Below are 21,713 nucleotides of genomic sequence, written 5' to 3'. Positions count from 1 at the left end.
CGAAAGCCACTTGGCCCTGTCTGGGCCGGTTGTTGAGGGGCGGTCACTTTCCGGGCAGCATACGCCCGCTTTATGCTTGTAAGTCCGGTTTTGCGGGGAGTCGTGAGTGGTAAAGAGGGTTAGAACGACCATCGCCACTCACGACCCCCGGGCAATACTGCGCAAAGTACCCAAATTGGACGCCTTGATCTCGAGAATTGTCCTTTTAGGACAGTCTGAGGGCACGATGCTGGATCTCAGTGACGAGCCGCTCGCGCCGCCGACTCCATCACGCGTGTCGTCCGCCTGATCACACGCACCCTCCCTTCAGGCAAGCACAACCACCTCACCCGGGACCCTGACCTGCAGAAAGAGAGCAAGGGACCTTTGCTACCACCTGTCTCAATGTCGAGAGAAGTGGTAGCAAAGGTCCCTCGCTCCCCTTTCAGACCCTCGCGGCGCGGCGGACAAGCGCCGCGATGCGGTCCGAAACCTCCTGAGCCCGTTCCTGCGGAAGCATGTGCCCCGCCCCCGGATACCGCACGAACTCGGCCTCCGGCAGCTCGTCGGCGATGACCTTGGCGTGCGGCGGCGGGCAGAGCCGGTCCCGCTCCCCCGCCAGCACGACCACCGGCTTGCCCTGCAGCGCGGCCAGCGTCACCCGGCAGTCGTGCCGCGAAATCGCGTCCTGGAATCCCGCGACACTCGCCGGATGCGCGCACAGCAACTGCTCGGCGACCGAGTCGACGTCGGCCCGCTGAGGCCGCCGCCCGAAGACGAGCAGCCGCGCACCGGGCCGCACCACCGACAGCGGCAACGGCAAGGCGTCCCGGCGGTTCTTCGCGAGCAGCTTCGCGAGCCTCCGTTCGAACCTCGCCGCGCCGCTGCCCGCGATCCCCGGCAGGCCGAGGGTGATCCGGTCCATCTCACCGGACGACGTGGCGACGAACGCGACCCCTGCGACGCGCCGGGCCACGAGATCGGGATGCCTGCGGGACAGTTCCATGATCGTCATACCGCCCATGGAGTGTCCGGCGAGCACGATCGGCCCGGTCGGGACGCGGTCCTGGATGAGCTCGGCGAGGTCGTCGGCGAGGGTCGCGATCGTGGCCGTGCCCGGTTTCGCCGGCGCGGAACCGCCGTGGCCGCGCAGGTCGTAGCGCAGGGTACGGACGGAGTCGCCGAGCCGCGACACCACACCGTCCCAGGTCCGATGGTCCTGCGTCCAGCCGTGCACGAGCACCAGCGTGAGTTCGGAGTCGGCGGGCCCGCTCGTCTCGACGTGCAGGGCGGTGCCGTCACCGGTCACGAACCGATGTTGCCGCGACGGGTCCCACGAGACGGCGTCGCGCTGCTTGACGCTCCTCATCGCTTCCCCGGCAGCAGGAAGGACTTGCGCCAGAAGTACATGCCCGGTTTGCCGACCAGGCCGGATTCCTGCAGGAACGGCATGATCTTCTCGCCCGCCCACTGGATGCTTTCGCGCCAGTTGGGGTTGTTCAGCGCGGCCTCGACGCCGTCACGCGGACGGATGCCGACGGCCTTGTAGACGTTCGGGTTGATGAAGGCCCGGGTCACGAAGTACGAAACAAGCGCGATGATGAACTGCTGATAGACGATTTCCTTCTTCGACAGCTTCGCCATCCCGCGAGTCACCTCTTCGCGGGCGAAGGTGACGTGCCGGGCTTCTTCGAGCACGTGGATCCGGTTGACCATGCGGACCAGCGGCTGGATGTCCGGGTCGTTCATCTGCTCGCGCTGAAGCCGGTCGAGTACCTCTTCGGCGACCAGGATCGCGCCGTAGCGCGCGGGGCCGTAGCTGATCGCCGGCATCAGTTTCGCCAGCCGCCGCAACCACGGCACCGGCCCGTAGGACGGGCAGCCGATCCGCGAAGCCATCCGCGCGAACATCGTCGAGTGACGGCATTCGTCCGCGATCTCGGTCAACGCGTACTGGGCGTGCGAACTGGTCGGGTCCTCTTCGTAGACCTCCTTGAGCAGCATCTGCATCAGGAGGATTTCGAACCACAGCCCGGTCGTGGCGACGCTGGCGACCTCGTGCTTGCCGAGTTCGATGCGCTGCTCTTCCGACAGCGAGTCCCACAATTTCGTGCCGTAGAGCGAAGAACGGTGTGCCGGGATGAAGCGCTTCCCGTCGACGAGCGGGGCGGTCCAGTCGATGTCGACGTCGGGATCGTAGAACTTGTTCGCGGAGGACTTGAGCAGCCGCTCGGCTGTCTTCTCCCGGTCTGTTTCCTTCAGCGCCCGCGTCATTGCCGACACACCCCTATCTGTAACTCGTGGTAACAGTTACCTCTGGTAGCATGACTGGGGTGATCGAACGTGTCAAGCGCAACAGCAAGCAGTCGAGCAAGCACCCCACGGCGGGTGAGGCCGACACGGGCGACGCCCGCCGCGACCGCTGGCGCAAGCACCGGATCGCGCGTCGCGCGGAGTTCGTCGAGGCCGCCCTTCGCGCGCTCGACACGCACGGCCCGGACCTCGGCATGGAGGACGTCGCCGCCGAAGCGGGCGTCACGAAACCCGTGCTGTACCGGCACTTCGACGACAAGGCGGATCTGTACGTCGCGCTCGGGCAGCGCGGCACGGAGATCCTCTTCCAGCGGCTGATCCCGGCCATCAACTCCGAGCTCGCCCCGGTCCCCCGGATCCGGATGGCGCTCGATTCCTTCTTCAGCGTCATCGAGGAGCACCCGAACCTGTACCGCCTGCTCGCACGCGGCGGCCTGCAGGAGAAGGTGGTCGTCAAATCCGACGTCGTCGCCGAGGACAAGGAACTGATCGCCACCGCGCTGACCGCGCTGCTCGGCGACTACATGCGGATGTTCAACATGGACTCCGGCGCCGCCGAACCGTGGGCGCACGGCATCGTCGGGATGGTGCAGAGCACCGGCGAATGGTGGCTGGACCGGCGCTCGATGGGCCGCGACAGCGTCGTCGAGTACCTGACGCAGATCATCTGGGCCGCGATCGACGGCCTCTCCCGGCAGCAGGGCATCGTCATCGACCCGAACCTGCCGCTCGAAGAGAACAAGGTCGTCCAAATGCGGAAGGAATCGGAGGCACAGTGAGCGAGCACGACGAAGACGGTTACGCCGGCGAAGCGGTCCTCGTGATCGACGGGACCGAGATCGTGACGACGGTGGATCTGCGGGGCTACTTCCAGCCCATCGACGGGTACTACCGCTGGTACGGCCGCGTCGCCACCAACGAACAGGTGTCCGCGGCCGCCGGCGGCAAGAAGACCGCCGTCGAGATCCGCGCGGGCGAGTACAGCGCGAAGGGCGAGCTCTCCGACCCGGACCCGTGGGACCGCTACCGCATCATGGGCACCAGCACGCCGCCCTTCCACGTGCCGACCAGCCTCGAAGAACTGAACGAACTCAACGCCTGACCAGGCGGAAGTACATGAAGGCCCCCTTCCTTGCGTCTAGCGCAGGGAAGGGGGCCTTCATGTACTTACCGTGAGCGCGGGGAGCAAGGGACCTTTGCTACCACTTCGCAGGTCAGCCCCGCCTTTGGGCAGGTACGCGGGCACTGGGCACCAGGTACTTCGGCCAGCTCGACAGCTTGTTCATCGCCCATTCCAGCGGCCCGCGACCGACGAACTTCCGCCACAGCACCGCGGCGGTCAGCGCCACCACCGAGAATTCGACGAAGTGCAGCACGCTGAAGATCGAATCGCCGTCGCTCTCGTCCCACAGCAGCGCGATCGCCACGAAATGCAGCACGTACGCGCTCAGCACCCGCCCGCCCAGATCCGAAAGCGGCCGAAGCACGCGCTCGAACTTCGGCATCAGCAGCTGGCAGCCGCCGATCACCGCCGCCGCGATCCCGATCGAGATCAGCAGGTCGAACGGCGTATACGAGGTCCCTGTCGGGAGCAGCTCCCACGCCCAGCTGGTGGTCGGCGGCGTGCCGTGGATCCAGGTCTGGTGCAGCCGCAGGAATTCCGGCGGCGTCATGCCCATCTGCGCGGCGGCCGGTTCCAAAGAGCGGTAAATCGCCTGCATGCCACCGAGCGGCCCGGTCGCGAGCCAAGAAACGAAATATCCGCCCACCGCGAGCGCCGAACCGCCGAAGAACAGCCGCCGGCACACGCCGCGCGAGGTCAGGTCCATCCGCCCGATCGCCATCCCGGCGAACACGTACGCCATCAGCGTCAACGCGGGGAACGTGCCGGTCAGGACGAGGACGGTCGCGGCCTTCAGCAGTCCGGTCGAGGTGACGTCGTCCGCGGTGAGGTCCGGCGCGAAGAACAGCAGGTCACGGGGAAGCAGCTGCGCCCTGATCAGATGTGAGAGCAGCGGGCCCACCACGGCGACGGTGACCGCCGCGATCGCCAGCGTCTTCGCGCCCGCGCGCAGCCACGGGATCGCGAAGAGGAAACAGGCCCCGTAGTAGGCCAGGATCACCATGTAGCCGGTTTCGAGGCTGGTCAGCCACAGCCCCAGCGCCACCAGGAGCGGGGCGCGGGTCGCCAGTTTCAGCGCGACACGGGTCCGGTCGCGGCCCTCTTTGGGACGGCGTCCGCCGGACATCAGCGCGATCGAGACCCCGGCCAGCACCGCGAACAACGCGGCGGAATGGCCTTCGAACGGTTTGAACAGCACCCCGACGCCGCCTTTGGCCGGATCGGGGCCGACATGCACCGCGTACATGCCGAGAACGGCCAGGCCGCGGGCGACGTCGATACCGGTCAGCCGCCCTACGGCCCGTTTGCCTTGGTCGGGAACAGTGCGCACGCCGTCGACCAGCGCGCGGTCCATCACAGTGACGCCGTCCACCTCATTTCTCGGCTAGCCCCCTGCCGTCCCCGCCTTAGCGTGACGATCAAATCTGAGAGCTGGCTGAGACGCGGCGGTGACGCCACTGTGACATCCGACTACAACCCGATCGGGTTAGCCACCAACAGCGAAGCCGACCTTGCGAACATCCGACGGCGCGATCTCGACGTAGGCGATCCGGTCGGTGGGCACGATGTACTTACGGCCCTTTTCGTCGTCGAGGCGGAAGATCCCGTCGCCGGCCCTCAAGGCGTTCGCGACCAGTTCCTCGACCTCGTCGGGCGACTGGCTGCTGGACACCACGAGCTCCCGCGGCGTGTCCTTGATGCCGATCTTGACCTCCACGTGGGACCTCCGCTTGAAAGTTCGAAATTTACTGGTGCGCCAAGGCTAGCCGAAGTGACCTCAGCCGAGGCCCAGCACCTGCATGCGCTTGGTGTGCCCTTGCTGCAACCGGCGGAAGAGCGCGGCGATTCCCGAAAGGTCTCCCGAGCCCTCGACGATCAGCTCGGCGAGCCCGTCCCGCTCGGCGACGACGTACTGGGCCTGCGTCAACGCCTCTCCCAGCAGGCGGCGGCCCCACAGCGCGAGCTTGTCGCGCGCCTTCGGGTCGGCCTCGATACCGGCCGCGACTTCGCGCTCGGCGAACGCGGAATGGCCCGTGTCGGCGAGCACGGTGAGCACCAGGTCCTTGGTCTCGGGGTCGAGCCAGCTGGCCATCTCGCGGTAGAGGTCCGCGGCGAGCCCGTCACCGACGTAGGCCTTCACCAGGGACTCGAGCCAGGAACGCGGCGCCGTGGAGGCGTGCCAGGCGTCGATGTGCCCGACGAAGGGCCGCATCGCGTCCTCGATCGCGACGCCGTGCCCCCCGAGGTGCTTGGCGAGCAGGTCGTAGTGCCCGATCTCGGCGGCCGCCATCGACGCCAGCGCGGCCCGTCCGGACAGCGTCGGAGCGGTGCGCGCGTCCTCGGCCATGCGATCGAATGCGGACAATTCCCCATAGGCGAGTACGCCGAGCAAATCGACTACGCCTTCACTGATCTGCTTTGCCTCGGTCACGGCGGAAAGGGTATCGCCGAACACACCCGCCGGGTCCGGAAGAGACCGATCCCACGCCGGTTGGCGAGTCGGGGGCTATCGAAAAACCGCAGATCAGGTAGACTGGCCGCCGGATACGACGGATCTTCCGTCCCGGATCGGGACGCCGCTGCGGCTGAAGGACAGCCGGTGTGGCCCCGGTCAGCACAAGAATGATGTGCGTGCACGCCATCCTGCGGCATTCCCACGAAGGGCCGCTCCAGCGCCAGTAGCGCGGAGCCCGAGCGAAATTTCGTGGTCGAGTGTCGATCGGTGACCAGGGCAGTGCGCGCTGGTCACGAGAGAGGCGAGCACCCTGACCACGAACGAAACCACAACCGAAGAGAACACCACCACCGGCGTCCCGGAGGCCGTCGCGCTGGAGCACAGCGAGACCGGTCCGGCCGCGCTGGACACGTCGCACCCGCTGCAGGCGGGCGCCCCGGTGGAGCCCGAATCCCCCACCTTCGCCTCCTTCGGCGTGAAGCCGGAGATCGTGAAGGCCCTCGGCGAGGCCGGCATCGAGCGCACCTTCGCCATCCAGGCGCTGACGCTGCCGCTGGCCATGGCCGGCGACGACCTGATCGGCCAGGCCCGCACCGGTATGGGCAAGACGCTGGGCTTCGGCGTCCCGCTGCTGCACCGCGTCGAGGTCCCCGGCGACGGCACCCCGCAGGTGCTGGTCGTCGTGCCGACCCGTGAGCTGTGCATCCAGGTCGCGAACGACCTCAAGGGCGCGGGCAAGCACCTCGGCATCCGCACGCTGGCCATCTACGGCGGCCGCCCGTACGAGCCGCAGATCGAGGCGCTCCGCAAGGGCGTCGACGTCGTCATCGGCACGCCCGGCCGTCTGCTGGACCTGGCCGAGCAGCAGCACCTGGTGCTCGGCAAGATCCGCGGCCTGGTGCTGGACGAGGCCGACGAGATGCTCGACCTGGGCTTCCTGCCCGACATCGAGCGCATCCTGCGGATGGTCCCGGACGCGCGCCAGACGATGCTGTTCTCGGCGACCATGCCGGGGCCGATCATCACGCTGGCCCGCACGTTCCTGAACCAGCCGACGCATATCCGCGCCGAGGAGAACGACGCCGGCGCCATCCACGAGCGCACCACCCAGTTCGTCTACCGGGCGCACTCGATGGACAAGCCCGAGCTGATCGCCCGCGCGCTGCAGGCCGAGGGCCGTGGCCTGACGATGATCTTCACCCGCACCAAGCGCACCGCGCAGAAGGTCGCCGACGAGCTGGTCGAGCGCGGCTTCGCGGCCGCCGCCGTGCACGGTGACCTGGGCCAGGGTGCCCGCGAGCAGGCGCTACGCGCGTTCCGTTCCGGCAAGGTCGACGTGCTGGTCGCCACCGATGTCGCCGCCCGCGGTATCGACATCGACGACGTCACGCACGTGATCAACTACCAGACGCCGGAGGACGAGAAGACCTACGTCCACCGCATCGGCCGCACGGGCCGCGCGGGGCGCACCGGCGTCGCGATCACCCTCGTCGACTGGGACGAGGAGCCGCGCTGGAAGCTGATCTCCGACACCCTCGGCCTGGACAAGCCCGAGCCGGTCGAGACGTACTCGTCGTCGAAGCACCTGTTCAGCGACCTCGGAATCCCGGAGGGCACCACCGGACGCCTGCCGCTGTCGAAGCGGACCCGCGCCGGTCTTTCGGCCGAGGCCGAAGAGGACCTGGGCGGCAAGCGCCGCGGCCGTGGTCGCACGGCCACTGACGAAGAAGCTCCCCGCAAGCGCAACCGCGCGCCGCGCAAGCGGACCCGTGGCGGTGCGAACGCGGCCGCCAAGATCGAAGCCGCCGACGCCGCCGCGGCGGCGTCGGCGGAAGGCACCGAGGGCGCGGCCGCCGAGACCTCTTCGGAGGGCCGCACGCGGACCCGTCGCCGCAGCCGCGGTGCCGCGAAGCCGAGCCCCGAGGTCAGTGGTCCGGCGGTCGAGAAGGAGGCGGGCGACAGCGCCGAGCGTCCGGCTCGCCGACGCCGCCGTCGCCGTCCGTCGGCGACTTCTGATACACCTGCGTCGGCAGACTGAGGTTTTCAGACCGCAGACGTGGGGAGCTAGGGGCACGTGAGCGAACGCTGGGACGCCGCGCCGGACAACGAACCGGCGCGGCCCGTGCCCGCCGATCCCGAGCAGTCGAACGGCGGCGAGCCGGAGACGGCCGAGAACGCGATCGGCACCGAGGACGTGCTGGACGCCGACCCCGCTCAGCCGGTGGCCACCGAGCCGCCGCTGGGCGGGAAACGCGCCCGGCCCTCACCGTGGAACCGCAAACGGGACCGCGTGATCGCCGCGGCGATCGTCGTGGTCGTCGCGGTCACTGGCGTCGTCATCGGCGTGACCAGCGACAACGCGGCCACGGTCGCGCAGGTCGCGACCACCCTGCCGCCAGGGCTCCCGCCCGCGCCGGCGCAGGTTCCCGGCTCGTTGAGCGAACTGTGGCAGGCGCCGAGTGCATCGACCCCCGTCCCGATCGGCGAGGCCAACAGCGTCGTCACCGCCGACAAGGGCGAAGTACTCGGCCGGGATCCGTACACCGGCGACGTCCGTTGGCGGTACTCACGCGATCTGGAACTGTGCACCGTCGCCCTCGCCGGGATCAAGGTGGACGCGGTGTACCGCAAGGACACCGGCTGCAGCGAGGTCACCCAGCTCGACGCGGGCACCGGGCGCCGCACGGCGCAGCGCAACGGCGACGCGGAGCTCGGCACGAGGCTGGTCGTCGACGGATCGCACGTCACCACGACCGGCAAGAAACTGCTGAACACCTGGCGCGACGATCTGGTCAAGAGCATGGAGTACGGCCAGGTCCCCGCCATCGTGAACCCGAACAAGCAGCCGAGGACGGGCTGCACCTACGGCACGGTGGCCGCCGCGGCGGGCAAGATCGGCGTGATCGAGCGCTGCCCCGGCGACCCGGCCGACCGCTTCACCGTCTACCGCGCGACCAACGACGAGGCCGACGACCCGAAGGTCGACTACAGCACTGTGCTCGCGGGGAAGAACGCGAAGGTCGTCGCGATGTCCGGCGATCTCGCGCTGATCGTGCTGCCCGAACAGAAACTGCTGGTCATCTACAGCGGTGACGGCCTGCAGAAGTCGGCGTATCCGCTCGACGTGCCCGAAGCCGAGATCACGCAGGATCCGGTGGGCGGCGTCATGACGACGTCGTGGACCGCGCAGGGCGTCTACTGGTTCACCGGCTCGAAGACCATGGCGTTCTCGCGGGACGACCTCACTCCGCGCTGGACGCTGAACAACTCGACCGGTCCGGGCGTGACCTTCGGGGAACAGCTGGTCGTGCCCATCCAGGGCGGGCTGGCCGTACTCGACGAGACCACCGGTGCCACCATCCGGACCGTCGGTGTCGACAGGCGCGGCTACACCGGCCCGGTGCTGCTCTCCTCGGTCGGGCCGGTGCTGCTTGAGCAGCGCGGCCCCACCGTCGTCGCCCTCAAGTGACCGGAGAGTGGTAGCAAAGGTCCCTTGCTACCGGCCCGCCGTCATCGCGTCGTCGTCGAGGTCTTGCTCCGCAGCCGTCCGATTTCCTTCCAGCACCACTTGCCGCCCTCGGAGGCGAGCTTGCCGGAACCGCTCCGGGCTCGCCCTTCGACGGTCACCGTGACTGTCACCGTGTACTCGGTTTCGGAGACCTTCGTGACGCCGTCGAGCGTGGCGCTCGAAACGTCGTTGACGCGCTCGATGGACTGGACGACATCCTGTTCCGCGTCGCTGCACTTGAGCGCCGTCAGGCCGGCCTTGTCATGGGCGTTGATACCGTCGACGATCGCCTGCGCGGTGCCCTCGGGGCCCGCCGCCTTGTCGGCCTTGTCGTCGCCGAGGAAGAACCCGGGGGCGACGAATCCGGTGATACCCAGGACGATCACCACCACGGCCGCGGCGGCGATGCCGACGATCAGGCCGGTCTTGTTGTTCTTCGGCGGCGCGGGCGGCCCGCCGAAGCCCTGGGGGTACTGCTGGTTCTGGCCGTAGGGCTGCTGGCCGTAGCCGGGGTACTGCTGCTGTTGCGGATACGCGCCACTCTGGTCGTAACCGCCCTGCTGGTATTGCTGCCCTGGGTACTGCTGTCCCGGGTACTGCTGCCCGCCTTGGCCGTCGGGCTGTCCTGGCTGGGGTGGGTAGGTCATTTCAACGGTGCCCTTCGTCCTCGCTGCGGGGCAGCGTGTTCTCCACGACATGCCCAGTGAGCCACAGTTTCGCAGGGGAGGAAGGGGTTTTCGGTCGAACTGGCACTTTCCTGCCGTGGTCAGCTCCACCAGAACAGGCTCAGCGCGGCCGTCACGCTCACCACGACACCGAGACCCGCGAAGCCCGCGACGCGACCATTACGCGTGTCGGCGACCCGCTGTGCCAGCAAGGCGAGGACCGCCGCGACCGGATGCCCGATCAGCATCAGCGTCCCCGGCCCCGGCGCCCCGGTGAGCAGGCAGATCCCGGCGATGGCGAGGACACACACCGCGAGCACGACCATCCCGGCCGCGAGCGATCCGGTCAGCCCGCGCCAGAACCGGCCGCGTTCGGGCGTCTTGGGCTCGTCCGCGGGCGGTGGGGTGGTCGCGAGCTCTTCGGTGTCCGGTGACGACACGTCCTCGCCTGTCCAATCGTCGGGTTTCGAGAATCTAGGGCGCCAGCAACTCCCACGGCTGAGCCGCGGGACCGGCCTCCTGGCCCGCCGCACAACTGGGCCGGAAGTCGCACCATGAGCAACGGCGGCCCGGGCGCGCCGGGAACAACACGTCCTCGTCGCCGCCGGCGTCCAGGGTATCCGTTGCCAGCCGCAGGTCCCCGGCGGTCTCGTCGGCGCGTTGGAGATGCCGCTTGAGGCTCTGCTCGGTGTGCTCGGCGGCCGCGATGGTGCCGGTGGGCACGTGGTGCAGCTCGACCTGGTAGCACGGCGTGCGCAGGGTCCTGGCGGCCGCGACCGCGTACAGCGCCAAGGCCTGCGACGAGCGTGCCTCGTACTCGTCGGGCTCACGGCGGCCGGTCTTGTAGTCGATGATCACCAATTCCCGGCCACGCTGGTCGATCCGGTCGGCGCGGCCCTCGATGATGAGGCTGGGCCCGCTGCCCGGCTCGAGCGTGACCGGCGCCGAAACCCAGCGCTCCAGCCCGACCGGGTCGACGCTGACGTCGTTGTGCTCGACGTACTCCGCGACCCATGCCTTGGCCCTGGCGCGGTACCGGGCGGCCTGGTCGGCGTCTTCGAACCCGGCGTCCTTCCAGTGCTCGGCGACGAGCGCCATCGCCCGCTGCGGCACGCGCTTGACCACCGGCAGGTCGAACAACGCCCGCAAAGCGTTGTGCACCACCGCACCCAGCGTGCTGTGCGCCCACGCGCCGGTGCGTACCGGGGACGGCCGGTCCAGATACGACATGCGGTAGCGGCGCGGGCAATCTTCGAACGTCGCGAGGCGCGCGGGCGAGACCTTCGTCAGCTTGCGCGGCGCTTCGACGCCGAAGTCGAAACCAATCTGCTCCATCGGATCACCCCGCGCGCAACGCTACGCACCCCCACCGACACTTTTCGAGGGGATCCCCGCCGAAGGGAGCAAGGGACCTTTGCTACCACCCGCGGCCGGGCGGTGGTCCGCACGGGGGCCGGGTGGGTCGGGCGTGCAATGAAAGGCTCTTTCCTTGCGAAATTTGCGAGGAAAGAGCCTTTCATTGCATCGGGCAGGCGGGAGCGCGAGGCGGGAGGAGCAAGGGAGCTTTGCTATCGCCGCACCGCTGGGCCAGGTACCGGAAGGGCCCCTTGCTCGCGCCTGGCTCCGTGAAGGACCCTAAGCGGCAGTCCGTGAAGGCCTCCTTCCCTACCCTCAAGGTAGTGAAGGAGGCCTTCACGGCACGCCTGCGAAGCCAGAGCGACAGCAAGGGACCTTTGCTACCACCCGGCCGTCACGTGCCCGAGATGAAGCCCTTCACCGAGTTCGCCACCAGTTCGACCGCGATCGCGGCCAGCAGCAGACCGGCGATCTTCGCCAGCAGCGTGATCCCGCTTTCCTTGATCAGCCGGATGACCACGCCCGAGTACCGCATGCACAGGTACAGCACGAAGTGCACCGTCACGATCGAAAGCGCGAGAGCCACGTACGCGCCGACGTGGCCATCCGCCTGCCGCACGAAGACGATGGTCGCGGCGATCGCGCCCGGGCCCGCGAGTAGCGGCGTCCCGAGCGGGACGAGGGCGACGTTGACGTCGTCGCCCGCAGCCTCGGCCTCGCCGCCGGTCTTGCCGGTCAACAGTTGCAGCGCGATGAGCAGCAGCAACAGCCCGCCCGCGCCCTGCAGCGCCGGGATCCCGATGCCGAGGTAGGACAGGATCGCCTGTCCCGCGACGGCGAACAACGAGATCACCAGCAACGACACCAGCACCGCTTGCCGCGCGGCCTTGGCGCGGAACGCCACCGACTTGCGGCCGGTCAGGCTGAGGAACACCGGCACCGTGCCGGGCGGGTCCATGATGACGATCAGCGTGATCGTCGCGCTCATGAACAGGCGTGCGTCGAAGAAGTCCGTGATCGTCACCGGGTCACGACCTGATAGCCGGTGGACCGCGCGACGAGCTCTTCGAGCGCGAGCGGATCGGTGGTCTCGTCGCCGAGGTCGATGGTCTTGTTCGTGCCGTGGTAGTCGCTCGACCCGGTGCGCACGAGCCCCAGCTCCCCTGCCAGCCCGTGCAGCCGGACGCGGGTCTCCTCGTCGTGGTTCGGGTGGTCGACCTCGACCCCGGTGAGCCCGTGCTCGGCCAGCCCTGCGAGCACGTCGACGCTGATGGTCGCCCCGCGCGTGTAAGCGAAGGGATGCGCGATGACGGTGACTCCGCCCGCCTCCGCGATCATGTCGATCGCGTCCTCCACGAGCGTGTCCTGCCGCGCCACGAAGTATCCGCTGCCGTTGCCTAGATAGCTCGCGAAGGCTTCGTTGACCGACGAGACGACACCGGCACGCACCAAGGCCTGCGCGAGATGCGGACGTCCGGCGGAACCGTCCTCGGGAAGCAGCGACATGACCTCGTCAGGATCCACCGGGAGACCGTCGGCGGCCATCCGTTCGGCCATCACCCGCAACCGCCAGCGCCGCTCCGACCGAAGCCGGGTCTGCTCGGCGACGACCGCCGCCGACTCCGGGTCGAAGAGATACGCGAGCAGGTGGACGCTGATGTGCCGCCCGGTCACCGGGTCGATGGAGATGGTGGACAGCTCGGCGCCGGGCACCAGGGTGAGCCCCGGCGGAAGTGCCTCGGCGGCCGGGGCCCAGCCGGCCGTGGTGTCGTGATCGGTGATCGCGACGACGTCGAGGCCCGCCTTCGCGGCGGCGGCGATCAGCCCGGCAGGGCTGTCGGTACCGTCGGAGGCGGTGGAGTGGGCGTGCAGGTCGATGCGCATCGCGGATCAGTATCGACGATGCGCCAGGTCACAGCGACCCCGGGACCTGCGCTAACCGACCTTCTTCTTGCCGCGGGCCGCACGCTGCGCCTTGATCATCGAAAAGCGCTCGGCCTGCTTCTGCTTGTCGCCGAAGACGAGCTCGGAAATGGTGTCGTAGAACTCTTCCGGCTTCGGCAGGTAGTCGATGCGGTTCAGTGCCTGGATCTGACCGGCGGACTCGACCACCATGGTCCCGTACCCCATCATCCGGCCCCAGGCCGAACGTTCGTAGGTGAGGTCGGTGACCTTGGTGATCGGCATCATCAGCACCTTGGTGGTGTAGACGCCGGTCGTCATCACGAACCGTTTGTCCGTGACGACCAGTCGCTCGACCCACCACTCCATCACCACGTACGCGAAGCGCAGGATGACGAGCAACGCGGCATACCAGAGGATGTTCTGGATGACCCACGCGGCGGGCGGCAGCAGGTAGGACACCAGGACGCAGATGGCCAGCAAGGCCACCGCCTCGAAGGTGTCCCACAGCAGCACCGCCCAGTGACGGCGAATCCTGATGACCCGCCGCTCGGTGTCGAGGAGATACTCGTCTGGATCGCGTGGGGCGAACATACCGATAGAGTATCCGCTCCTCCGCTAGCTGAAGACGTTGCTGACGAAGGTGATCACCGATTCGGCCGAGTCACGCAGGAAGCCGATGATGTTTCCCACGAGGCCCGCGGCCTGACCTGGCTGCGCGATCACGAAGAACAGCACCAACGCGATTCCTGCGAAAGTGAGGAGCTTTTTCGCGTTCACAGCGATCAATCCTGTCTCTTACGGTGACTGACTGCGGATACTGACCATTCATTTTGTACCGCACCTTCCACCGGCGCGGGAGAGAAGTCCCGCGCTTGGGTCAGCCGGCAGGGGGAAGTGTACCGCACGGCTACTCTCCGTGTACAGGACAGCCATTGTCAGGAAGCCCGCGTCTACCATTCGGGAATGAACACCGTTTCGGACAGCACCGTCCGCTGTGTCGGCGGCATCGTCCACGACGAACTCGGCCGGATTCTGCTGATCCGGCGCGCGAATGAACCCGGACGTGGACTGTGGTCGGTCCCCGGCGGACGCGTCGAACCAGGCGAAACGGACGAAGCGGCCGTCATTCGCGAGATGCGTGAAGAGACCGGGCTCGACGTGATACCGGGCACACCTGTCGGCAACGTCCGCCGCGGCCCGTACGACATCCACGACTACGCCTGCACGGTCACCGGCGGCACTCTCCGTGCCGGGGACGACGCCACCGACGCCCGGTGGATCGACGCCGAAACCTTGATCGAACTCGACAAAGGCGGCCGGCTGGCCGAACTCCTGTTCGTCACTCTCCGCGACTGGGGAGTGCTGCCGACCGGTTAGCCCGAAAGACGCGGGATAAAGCAGTGCGCAAGGTGAAAATTATCCTCGCCGATGCTTTCCCGTCACCTTCGAAGAGCGGAAACGCTAACGACCATCAGTCGCTGACGGGGCTCCGGCCGGGTTCGCGCCGACCGCCCCCTCACGCATGCCGTCCGTCTGATCACGCGTGACGTCCACTCAGGCGCGCGGAAGTACCCGTTCGGCCCAGGGTGGTCGTGAGTGGCCATTCGGGCTGGCCGCCAACGGCGTCTTGGGCACCTACTGACGATCTTGCGTGACTGGATGGACGACACACGTGATCCGACGGACGACACGCGTGTCTGGACGGACGACTCGCGGCGAAGGGCTCGCCGCGGTCGTGTCGTCCATCGGATCACACGTACCTACCGGCCCGAAATCCGTGAAGGCCTCCTTGAGGGACCCAGAGTCCCTCAAGGAGGCCTTCACGGACTGGACACATAAGGCGCGGCGTGAGCAAAGCCGGAACTCGCGTGATCAGGGGCGTGACTCGCGTGATCAGGCACGGAACTCGCGTGCTTGGACACCGCACTCACGTGTTCCGCCCCTGAGCACGCGAGATCCGGCCTCAATCACGTGAGTGCGGCGCACGACTAAACGGGCAGCCAGGTCATCCGCTGCCCGTGCGGCGCCGTCCTGGCCAGCGCCCGCACGTCCGGGACGCCGGACTCCCACCGGACGAGCCCGAGCACGGCCTGGTCCACCGGTTCGGCCAGATCGGCCCTGCCGGGCACCAGCGGCTCCAGCGCGGCGGCGTAGAACTCCTCGCTGACCCACCACAGCGGCCGGTCCGCGGCGAGCTTCCGGAGCGCTTCGAGGAAGTCGGCGCGCCGCTCCCCCAGGTACGCCAGCACGTGGCTGGTCAGCACGACGAGCGGGGCGTCGGCGGGCAGTGTGGCGGCCGCCGAGGCGAGATCGTCGACGGCGTCGCCGGCGATCAGTTCCGGCCGCTGCTTGCCCTGTGCCGCCGCGGCCGTGCGCAGGAGCCGGATCCGGTCCGGCTGGTCGGCCCAGACACACGCTTCGAGCCACGCGAGTTCGTCTTCGTCGGCCAGGTCCACCGGGGCGCGGTCGAGGCCTGCGCGGGCGGTGATCGTCAGCTTCTTCGGCACCTTCGGCGTGACGGCGCCGGGCGCGAGGTCCAGCGCGCAATGCAGGCCGACGGCGGTCTTCGCGGGCCCGGCGGTGAGCTGTTCGCCGCCGTCGCACTGGTAGCGGTAGGCGTATTTGTCCAGGCCGAGGAGCAGGCCCGCGCTGCAGCCGACCTCGAGCAGCGCGATCTTGCCGCCCGCCTCCTTCGCCGCCGCCGTCACCGCGGGGTAGAGCAGCGCGGCCCGGCGGACCTCGTTGGTCTGCGTGTACCGCGACGAGATGATCGCGCGCGCCTTGTCCGCCCGCTCCAGCAGGAACGAGCGGAACAAGGGCCACGTCTCCGAGTCCACGCCGTCGAAACCGCCGACGGACGGGTAGTACCGCGAGAGCGGGTGGATGGGGTCGGCCTGGATGAGCCGGTGCGCGGTCGCCATGAGCAGCGTTCCGCGTGCTTCACCGCCGCGGGCGTCGGTCAGCAGCCCGGCGACGTCGTCGTCCTCGGCCGCCTTCGCCGCGAGGTGCTCGTACAGCGGCGAAACACCGGCCGCCTCGACCGTCGCGAACTTCCGCAGGCGGTCCTTGATCTCATCCAGCCCGATGGGCATCGACGCGCTCCCTTTTCCCGTTCGTGACACCCATTATTCGTGCGGCACGGGACGGCCGGGCTGTTCACCGCCCCTGGAGTCACCGTAAGACCGCTTCGGCACCATCACCTTGCGACGGAACACACAGACGATCGTGCCGTCTTGCTTGTAGCCGCGGGTCTCGACGTAGACGACACCACGGTCGTCCTTCGATTTCGACGGCGTCTTGTCCAGCACCTCGGTCTCGCCGTAGATGGTGTCGCCGTGGAAGGTCGGCTTCACGTGTTTCAGCGATTCGACCTCGAGGTTGGCGATCGCCTTGCCGGACACGTCCGGAACCGACATCCCCAGCAGCAGCGAGTAGATGTAGTTGCCGACCACGACGTTCTTGCCGAAGTCGGTGGTCTCCTCGGCGTAATGCGCGTCGAGGTGCAGCGGATGGTGGTTCATGGTGATGAGGCAGAACAGGTGGTCGTCGTACTCGGTGACCGTTTTGCCCGGCCAGTGCTTGTAGACCGCACCGACCTCGAACTCTTCGTAATAGCGACCGAACTGCACCCATTCCTCCTGCACGAGTAACGCGGCGTGAGCCTGGAACGACAGGCCTTCGTGTTGAGGAGTACCCTCGACCATTGGTGTCGGGTCGTCAACGCGACCCACACCACTGCGTAACCGTCCGCCGAGCCGAAGGAGGTGAGGAACCCGATGTCCAGTGGCGATAGTCCGCTTCCTAGTAGTCGCAGCGTTTCCGCCTTCACATCTCGCCGGATCCCCACCTGGCAGGGCTGACGAAACCGGGAACGCTGGCCTAGCCGAGCGGCCCCCCGACCGCTTGGCCCGTCGTCTTCGCGCTTCAACGCACGACGTCTGCCCAGGAGATCCCATGCCTGCCATTCCCTCGCTCGGCGGCCTTCGCGGCCGGAGCAACGGCCGCGCCAAGAGCGTCCCCGAACGCCCGCTGCCCGTCCCCCTTTCGGCGTACGTCGTCGATTGCGCGGTGTACGTGGAGGGCAAGCGCCTGCCCGGCCGCTGGACGCACGCCGAGGCCATCAAAGAGGTGCGCAAGCGGCACGCCGGGTTCGTCTGGATCGGCCTGCACGAGCCCGACGCGGTCCAGATCCAGGGCATCGCGGACACCTTCGGCCTGCACGAGCTGGCCGTCGAGGACGCGCTCGAAGCGCACCAGCGGCCCAAGCTGGAGCGCTACGACGACACGCTGTTCATGGTGCTGAAGACCGTCCGGTACGTCGAGCACGAGTCGCCCGCGACGGCGAACGAGATCGTCGAGACCGGCGAACTGATGGCCTTCCTCGGCCGCGACTTCGTGATCACCGTGCGGCACGGGAACCACTCGGGGCTCGCGAGGCTGCGCCGCGAACTCGACCAGGATCCGGAGCGGCTCGACCTCGGGCCGTCCGCGGTGCTGCACGCGATCGCGGACCACGTCGTCGACCACTACCTCGACGTCACCACGGCGATCGAGTCGGACATCGACGAGATGGAGACGCACGTCTTCGCGCCGCGCTCCAAGGTGAGCGCCGAGCAGATCTACTTCATGAAGCGCGAGGTGCTCGAACTGCGCCGCGCCGTCATGCCGTTGGGGACCCCGCTGCAGCGGCTCGCCGAGGGCTACACGCGGCTGATCCCGGACGAGGTCCGCTCGTACTTCCGCGACGTCTCCGACCACTTGACGACCGTTTCGGAGCGGGTCTCGAACTTCGACGAGCTGCTGACCACCCTGGTGGACGCGACGCTGGCGAAGATCACGCTCCAGCAGAACACCGACATGCGCAAGATCACCGCGTGGGCGGCGATCATCGCGGTCCCGACGGCGCTCGCCGGCATCTACGGGATGAACTTCGACTACATGCCCGAGCTGCATTGGCGCTTCGGCTATCCGGTGGCGATGACGGTCATCTTCGGCGTCTGCATCCTGCTCTACCGAATATTCAGGAAGAACCGCTGGCTCTGACCTTTCTTCCCCTTTCGGTAGTTCTGGAGTTCCCTCATGCCAAGGATCCTGACCAACCTCAAGTTCTGGGCGCTGGCCTTCTGCGTCGTCTGGCTCGGCATCGTGATCGCGATCATCGCCAAGGACCCCGCGTTCGCACACGGCACGAAGTAGCGCCGCCGGGCTTACCCTGGAGCGCATGAAAGCGCTGGTGGTCGCGGACGAGGTCGAAGAGCGACTGTGGACGTCCGCCGTCCGCAACCACCCGGCCGACCTCGTGATCGGCGCCGGCGACCTGCCGTACGACTACCTCGAGTTCCTCGCGGGCGCGCTCGACGTGCCGTGCGTGTTCGTCCCCGGGAACCACGACCCCGACCTGTCCGGCTACACCCGCTACGGCGGACTGTCCATGAAGGACGGTTTTCCCGCGGTGTGGCCCGGGCCGGCGGGCGGGGTGAACGCGGACGGCCGGATCGTCGACGTCGGCGGGCTCCGGTTCGCCGGGCTCGGCGGCTCGGTCCGCTACAACGACGGCCCGAACCAGTGGACGCAACGCCAGCAGGCGCGGCGGGCCCGGCGACTGGTGCGCCGGGCCCGGTTCCGCCGCTGGCGGGACGGGCGGGACGTCGACGTCCTGCTCACGCACGCCCCACCGCGGCACTGCGGCGACCGCGAGGATCCGCCGCACCGCGGATTCGACTGCCTCCATCGCACGATCGAGTTGCTGCGGCCGAAATGGTTGCTGCACGGGCATATCCACCCGCACGGTGAACCCGTGCCGGACCGGGTGGTCGGCGGGACCACGGTACGCAACGTGGTCGGGCACCGGATCATGGAGTTCGTATGAAGGACACCGGTTTTCCCCGTGCGGACGCGGAACACGACTTCCTGCGCGCGCGACGACGTCAGGTGTTGTCACGCCTGGCGAACTGGCTGCGCCGCGAACCCGACGACGTCAACATCATGCTGCCGTTCCACGAGGTGGTCGACGCGCTCGGCTACCTCGGCGAGCGGAAGATCGGGGCGCGGGTGATCCGGCTCGACTCGATCGTCGGCAGCGTCGACCGCGGCCGCGATTTCGACCGCCGTTTCCGTCCGACGTCCGGGCGGGTACGCGAACGCTGGGAACGGCTGGCACTCGCCACCCGGCGCGGCGAATCGATCCCGCCGATCGAGGTGTACCGCGTGGGCGAACTGCATTTCATCATCGACGGGCACCACCGCGTCTCGGTGGCGCACGCGATGCGACTGTCCACAATAGAGGCGATGGTCACCGAGGTGCGGACCAAACTGGACCCGAGCGGGATCCGGTACCGCGGCGACCTGATCGTCAAGGACTACCGGCGGCTGTTCCTGGAGCGGGTCCCGCTTTCGGGGCACGCGCGGGCTTCGGTGGTGTTCACCGATCCGTGGGACTACGCGCGGCTCGGCGAGCACGTGGAGGCGTGGGGTTTCCGGCTGATGCAGGACGAAGGGGCGTACTCGGACCGGGCGACGCTGGCGCAGCGGTGGTTCGACGAGGAGTTCGTGCCGGTGGTGGCGATGTTGCGGCAGGCGGACCTGATCGGCGCGCGGACGGACGCCGAGGCGTATCTGTGGGTGGCGTGCGAACGGTACCGGCTGATCCGGACGCACCGGTGGGACGACGAGGTCTTCGAGGCGGTGCGGTCACAGTCCCGCTGACGCTCCACTTCAAGTGTCATGAAAGGGTCGTTCAGGACAAGAAACGTCCTGAACGACCCTTTCATGACATCCGGTGAGCTACATGTGCACGGCGACCGGCGTAGCCTCCGAAGCGCCTTCGGGAGCCTTCGCCGGAGCACCCGACCGCAGCAGCAGCCCGCAGATCACCGCACCGATCACGAAGATCCACCCGCCCCACACGAAAGCGGTCGTGTAGCTGTGCACCGCGGCTTCGGCCGCCAGCTGCGCCGAAGGCACCTTCCCGGCCGTGAACGACGTCGCCGCGTTACCGGCCAGCGTGCTCAGCAGCGCGGTCCCGATCGAGCCGCCGACCTGCTGCGCGGTGTTGACCGCCGCCGACGCGACACCGGCGTCGTGCGTGTCGACGCCGAAGGTCGCGACGCTCATCGCGGGCGCCATCGCGAGGCCGATGCCGACGCCCATGACCATCAGCGGGAACAGCACCCCGCCGGTGTACGTGCTCGTGACGTCGATGGCCGAGAGCCAGAACAGCCCGGCCCCCGCGATAAGCATTCCCAATGACACCAACGGTTTCGCGCCGAACTTCGGCAGCAACACTGCCGTCGCCGACGTCGCGCTGGCCATCAGGGTGGCCACCATCGGCAGGAACGCGACACCGCTCTGCACCGGTGTGAACCCGAGGTTCAGCTGGATGTAGAAGGTGAGGAACAGGAAGATCGAGAACATCCCGATGGCGAGCAGGAACATCGCGAGGTACGAGCCGCCGCGGTCGCGGTCGAGCAGCACGCGCAGCGGCAGCAGCGGATGCGAGACCCGCTGCTGGATCACCACGAAAGCGGCGAGCAGCACGACACCGGCGGCGAGGAAACCCCACACCGAGATCGAGGACCACGAGTCGCGCTCGGCGTTCGCGAAGCCGTAGACGAGCGCGAAGAGACCGGCCGACGCGGTGATCGTGCCGGGGATGTCGAGCTTCGGGCGCGGGCCCTCGGTCTCGGAGTTCTTCAGCAGCACGAACGAACCGGCGAACGCGATCACCGCGAAGATGATGTTGACGTACATCGACCAGCGCCAGTCGAGGTACTCGGTCAGCACGCCGCCGAGCAGCAGGCCGATCGCCGCGCCGCCACCACCGATGGCGCCGAAGACACCGAACGCCTTGCCGCGTTCCTTCGGATCGGTGAACGTCGTGGTCAGCAGCGAAAGGGCCGCAGGAGCCAGAAGCGCGCCGAAGACACCCTGTGCCGCACGGGCGACGAGCAGCATTTCGATACTGCTCGCGGCGCCGCCGATCGCGGAGACGATGGCGAAGCCGGCGAGCCCGACGAGGAACGCGCGTTTGCGGCCGAAGAGGTCCGCGAGCCGCCCGCCCAGCAGGAGCAGGCTGCCGAACGCGAGCGCGTAGGCGGTGACGACCCATTGGCGGGCGTCGTTCGAGAATCCGAGGTCCTGCTGCGCCGACGGGAGCGCGATGTTCACGACGGTGGCGTCGAGCACCACCATCAGCTGGGCGAGCCCGATCATCACCAGGATCAGCCATCTCCTGGCGTGGTGCGGGTTGGTGTGCTGCGCGGCCGCGTCCCCCGGCGGCGTGGCGACAGCGGTGGATGAGTCAGACATACGGGCGGTTTCCTCACCGATAGTGACGAAGAAGCTATGTGGAGTAGGTATCTCCCCTTTCCGCGCCCAAGGTACACAAGAAGTGGAGAAGTGTCCTCTACT

General features: G+C 68.0%; 23 protein-coding genes. 8 read left to right on the top strand and 15 right to left on the bottom strand.

Going from position 1 to position 21,713, the window contains the following annotated elements; translation table 11 throughout:
• Positions 1-424 precede the first annotated feature (424 nt).
• Complete coding sequence (locus tag DMC64_RS06390; protein WP_125732591.1) at positions 425-1,348, bottom strand: alpha/beta fold hydrolase; 924 nt, start codon at positions 1,346-1,348, stop codon at positions 425-427.
• On the bottom strand, positions 1,345-2,253 hold the full coding sequence (locus tag DMC64_RS06385) for a diiron oxygenase (RefSeq protein WP_037332087.1): 909 nt from the start codon (positions 2,251-2,253) through the stop codon (positions 1,345-1,347). The genes DMC64_RS06390 and DMC64_RS06385 overlap by 4 nt, the downstream gene beginning before the upstream one ends.
• Positions 2,254-2,303: 50 nt before the next feature.
• On the opposite strand from DMC64_RS06385, the gene DMC64_RS06380 reads away from it, so the two are divergent.
• Entirely contained in the window at positions 2,304-3,071 is a 768-nt protein-coding gene (locus DMC64_RS06380; protein ID WP_038519016.1) for a TetR/AcrR family transcriptional regulator, read from the top strand.
• Complete coding sequence (locus DMC64_RS06375; protein ID WP_125732587.1) at positions 3,068-3,394, top strand: DUF4873 domain-containing protein; 327 nt, start codon at positions 3,068-3,070, stop codon at positions 3,392-3,394. The genes DMC64_RS06380 and DMC64_RS06375 overlap by 4 nt, the downstream gene beginning before the upstream one ends.
• A 112-nt stretch (positions 3,395-3,506) precedes the next feature.
• Here DMC64_RS06375 and DMC64_RS06370 read toward each other — a convergent pair whose 3' ends face one another.
• From DMC64_RS06370 to DMC64_RS06360, 3 genes are all read right to left on the bottom strand, one after another.
• Positions 3,507-4,787, bottom strand: coding sequence for a heparan-alpha-glucosaminide N-acetyltransferase domain-containing protein (locus tag DMC64_RS06370; RefSeq protein ID WP_125732586.1), 1,281 nt, complete (start codon positions 4,785-4,787; stop codon positions 3,507-3,509).
• A gap of 114 nt (positions 4,788-4,901) precedes the next feature.
• Complete coding sequence (locus tag DMC64_RS06365) at positions 4,902-5,132, bottom strand: DUF3107 domain-containing protein (protein ID WP_005167610.1); 231 nt, start codon at positions 5,130-5,132, stop codon at positions 4,902-4,904.
• A 60-nt stretch (positions 5,133-5,192) separates the two neighbouring features.
• Positions 5,193-5,846, bottom strand: a complete 654-nt coding sequence (locus DMC64_RS06360) for a ferritin-like fold-containing protein (protein WP_037335764.1) — start codon at positions 5,844-5,846, stop codon at positions 5,193-5,195.
• Positions 5,847-6,309: 463 nt separating this feature from the next.
• Between DMC64_RS06360 and DMC64_RS06355 the strand changes: the two genes are divergently transcribed.
• Positions 6,310-7,908, top strand: a complete 1,599-nt coding sequence (locus tag DMC64_RS06355; protein WP_125732584.1) for a DEAD/DEAH box helicase — start codon at positions 6,310-6,312, stop codon at positions 7,906-7,908.
• 36 nt (positions 7,909-7,944) lie between these two features.
• Complete coding sequence (locus DMC64_RS06350; protein WP_125732582.1) at positions 7,945-9,339, top strand: hypothetical protein; 1,395 nt, start codon at positions 7,945-7,947, stop codon at positions 9,337-9,339.
• A gap of 41 nt (positions 9,340-9,380) precedes the next feature.
• On the opposite strand, the gene DMC64_RS06345 is transcribed toward DMC64_RS06350, so the two are convergent.
• From DMC64_RS06345 to DMC64_RS06315, 7 genes are all read right to left on the bottom strand, one after another.
• Positions 9,381-10,025, bottom strand: a complete 645-nt coding sequence (locus DMC64_RS06345) for a hypothetical protein (protein ID WP_125732580.1) — start codon at positions 10,023-10,025, stop codon at positions 9,381-9,383.
• Positions 10,026-10,144: 119 nt separating this feature from the next.
• Complete coding sequence (locus DMC64_RS06340) at positions 10,145-10,483, bottom strand: hypothetical protein (protein WP_037332099.1); 339 nt, start codon at positions 10,481-10,483, stop codon at positions 10,145-10,147.
• 34 nt (positions 10,484-10,517) lie between these two features.
• Positions 10,518-11,378: a PD-(D/E)XK nuclease family protein gene (locus tag DMC64_RS06335; RefSeq protein WP_037332100.1), complete on the bottom strand. Its 861-nt coding sequence runs from the start codon at positions 11,376-11,378 to the stop codon at positions 10,518-10,520.
• A gap of 415 nt (positions 11,379-11,793) precedes the next feature.
• Positions 11,794-12,423, bottom strand: coding sequence for a MarC family protein (locus DMC64_RS06330; RefSeq protein ID WP_016331481.1), 630 nt, complete (start codon positions 12,421-12,423; stop codon positions 11,794-11,796).
• Complete coding sequence (locus DMC64_RS06325) at positions 12,420-13,283, bottom strand: PHP domain-containing protein (RefSeq protein ID WP_125732578.1); 864 nt, start codon at positions 13,281-13,283, stop codon at positions 12,420-12,422. Before DMC64_RS06325 ends, DMC64_RS06330 begins: the two co-directional genes overlap by 4 nt.
• Before the next feature lie 51 nt (positions 13,284-13,334).
• Positions 13,335-13,895 (bottom strand): PH domain-containing protein, encoded by a 561-nt coding sequence (locus DMC64_RS06320; protein ID WP_016331479.1) that lies wholly within the window; start codon positions 13,893-13,895, stop codon positions 13,335-13,337.
• Between the two features lie 24 nt (positions 13,896-13,919).
• Positions 13,920-14,081, bottom strand: coding sequence for a hypothetical protein (locus tag DMC64_RS06315; RefSeq protein ID WP_005167589.1), 162 nt, complete (start codon positions 14,079-14,081; stop codon positions 13,920-13,922).
• A gap of 186 nt (positions 14,082-14,267) precedes the next feature.
• Between DMC64_RS06315 and DMC64_RS06310 the strand changes: the two genes are divergently transcribed.
• Positions 14,268-14,681 carry an NUDIX hydrolase gene (locus DMC64_RS06310; RefSeq protein WP_125732576.1) on the top strand — a complete coding sequence of 138 codons (414 nt, stop codon included), beginning with the start codon at positions 14,268-14,270 and terminating at the stop codon, positions 14,679-14,681.
• A 611-nt stretch (positions 14,682-15,292) separates the two neighbouring features.
• On the opposite strand, the gene DMC64_RS06305 is transcribed toward DMC64_RS06310, so the two are convergent.
• A complete protein-coding gene (locus DMC64_RS06305) occupies positions 15,293-16,396 on the bottom strand; it encodes a DUF2332 domain-containing protein (RefSeq protein ID WP_037332105.1) in 1,104 nt (367 codons plus the stop codon).
• A 33-nt stretch (positions 16,397-16,429) separates the two neighbouring features.
• Positions 16,430-17,008 carry a MaoC family dehydratase gene (locus DMC64_RS06300; RefSeq protein ID WP_225949972.1) on the bottom strand — a complete coding sequence of 193 codons (579 nt, stop codon included), beginning with the start codon at positions 17,006-17,008 and terminating at the stop codon, positions 16,430-16,432.
• Positions 17,009-17,258: 250 nt separating this feature from the next.
• Here DMC64_RS06300 and corA point away from each other — a divergent pair, with 250 nt between their 5' ends.
• The 3 genes from corA (at position 17,259) to DMC64_RS06285 (ending at position 20,009) form a co-directional block, all read left to right on the top strand.
• Positions 17,259-18,347, top strand: a complete 1,089-nt coding sequence (corA, locus tag DMC64_RS06295) for a magnesium/cobalt transporter CorA (protein ID WP_037332108.1) — start codon at positions 17,259-17,261, stop codon at positions 18,345-18,347.
• A 178-nt stretch (positions 18,348-18,525) separates the two neighbouring features.
• A complete protein-coding gene (locus tag DMC64_RS06290) occupies positions 18,526-19,173 on the top strand; it encodes a metallophosphoesterase (RefSeq protein WP_037332110.1) in 648 nt (215 codons plus the stop codon).
• A complete protein-coding gene (locus DMC64_RS06285; protein ID WP_037332111.1) occupies positions 19,170-20,009 on the top strand; it encodes a ParB N-terminal domain-containing protein in 840 nt (279 codons plus the stop codon). Before DMC64_RS06290 ends, DMC64_RS06285 begins: the two co-directional genes overlap by 4 nt.
• Before the next feature lie 78 nt (positions 20,010-20,087).
• On the opposite strand, the gene DMC64_RS06280 is transcribed toward DMC64_RS06285, so the two are convergent.
• Positions 20,088-21,611 carry an MFS transporter gene (locus DMC64_RS06280; protein WP_125732574.1) on the bottom strand — a complete coding sequence of 508 codons (1,524 nt, stop codon included), beginning with the start codon at positions 21,609-21,611 and terminating at the stop codon, positions 20,088-20,090.
• Positions 21,612-21,713: the final 102 nt, after the last annotated feature.

Source organism: Amycolatopsis sp. WAC 04197 (assembly GCF_003947475.1).
In the GTDB taxonomy this organism is placed as follows: domain Bacteria; phylum Actinomycetota; class Actinomycetes; order Mycobacteriales; family Pseudonocardiaceae; genus Amycolatopsis; species Amycolatopsis japonica.
Note: the sequence above shows the minus strand (reverse complement) of the source record. Positions and strands in the feature narration are given on the sequence as shown.

Coding starts and splice junctions, on each gene's coding strand:
- DMC64_RS06320 (WP_016331479.1), bottom strand. CDS start 13,895: ATGTTCGCCCCACGCGATCCAGACGAGTATCTCCTCGACACCGAGCGG.
- corA (WP_037332108.1), top strand. CDS start 17,259: ATGCCTGCCATTCCCTCGCTCGGCGGCCTTCGCGGCCGGAGCAACGGC.
- DMC64_RS06390 (WP_125732591.1), bottom strand. CDS start 1,348: ATGAGGAGCGTCAAGCAGCGCGACGCCGTCTCGTGGGACCCGTCGCGG.
- DMC64_RS06280 (WP_125732574.1), bottom strand. CDS start 21,611: ATGTCTGACTCATCCACCGCTGTCGCCACGCCGCCGGGGGACGCGGCC.
- DMC64_RS06385 (WP_037332087.1), bottom strand. CDS start 2,253: ATGACGCGGGCGCTGAAGGAAACAGACCGGGAGAAGACAGCCGAGCGG.
- DMC64_RS06305 (WP_037332105.1), bottom strand. CDS start 16,396: ATGCCCATCGGGCTGGATGAGATCAAGGACCGCCTGCGGAAGTTCGCG.
- DMC64_RS06310 (WP_125732576.1), top strand. CDS start 14,268: ATGAACACCGTTTCGGACAGCACCGTCCGCTGTGTCGGCGGCATCGTC.
- DMC64_RS06325 (WP_125732578.1), bottom strand. CDS start 13,283: ATGCGCATCGACCTGCACGCCCACTCCACCGCCTCCGACGGTACCGAC.
- DMC64_RS06345 (WP_125732580.1), bottom strand. CDS start 10,025: ATGACCTACCCACCCCAGCCAGGACAGCCCGACGGCCAAGGCGGGCAG.
- DMC64_RS06335 (WP_037332100.1), bottom strand. CDS start 11,378: ATGGAGCAGATTGGTTTCGACTTCGGCGTCGAAGCGCCGCGCAAGCTG.
- DMC64_RS06300 (WP_225949972.1), bottom strand. CDS start 17,008: ATGGTCGAGGGTACTCCTCAACACGAAGGCCTGTCGTTCCAGGCTCAC.
- DMC64_RS06290 (WP_037332110.1), top strand. CDS start 18,526: ATGAAAGCGCTGGTGGTCGCGGACGAGGTCGAAGAGCGACTGTGGACG.
- DMC64_RS06285 (WP_037332111.1), top strand. CDS start 19,170: ATGAAGGACACCGGTTTTCCCCGTGCGGACGCGGAACACGACTTCCTG.
- DMC64_RS06380 (WP_038519016.1), top strand. CDS start 2,304: ATGACTGGGGTGATCGAACGTGTCAAGCGCAACAGCAAGCAGTCGAGC.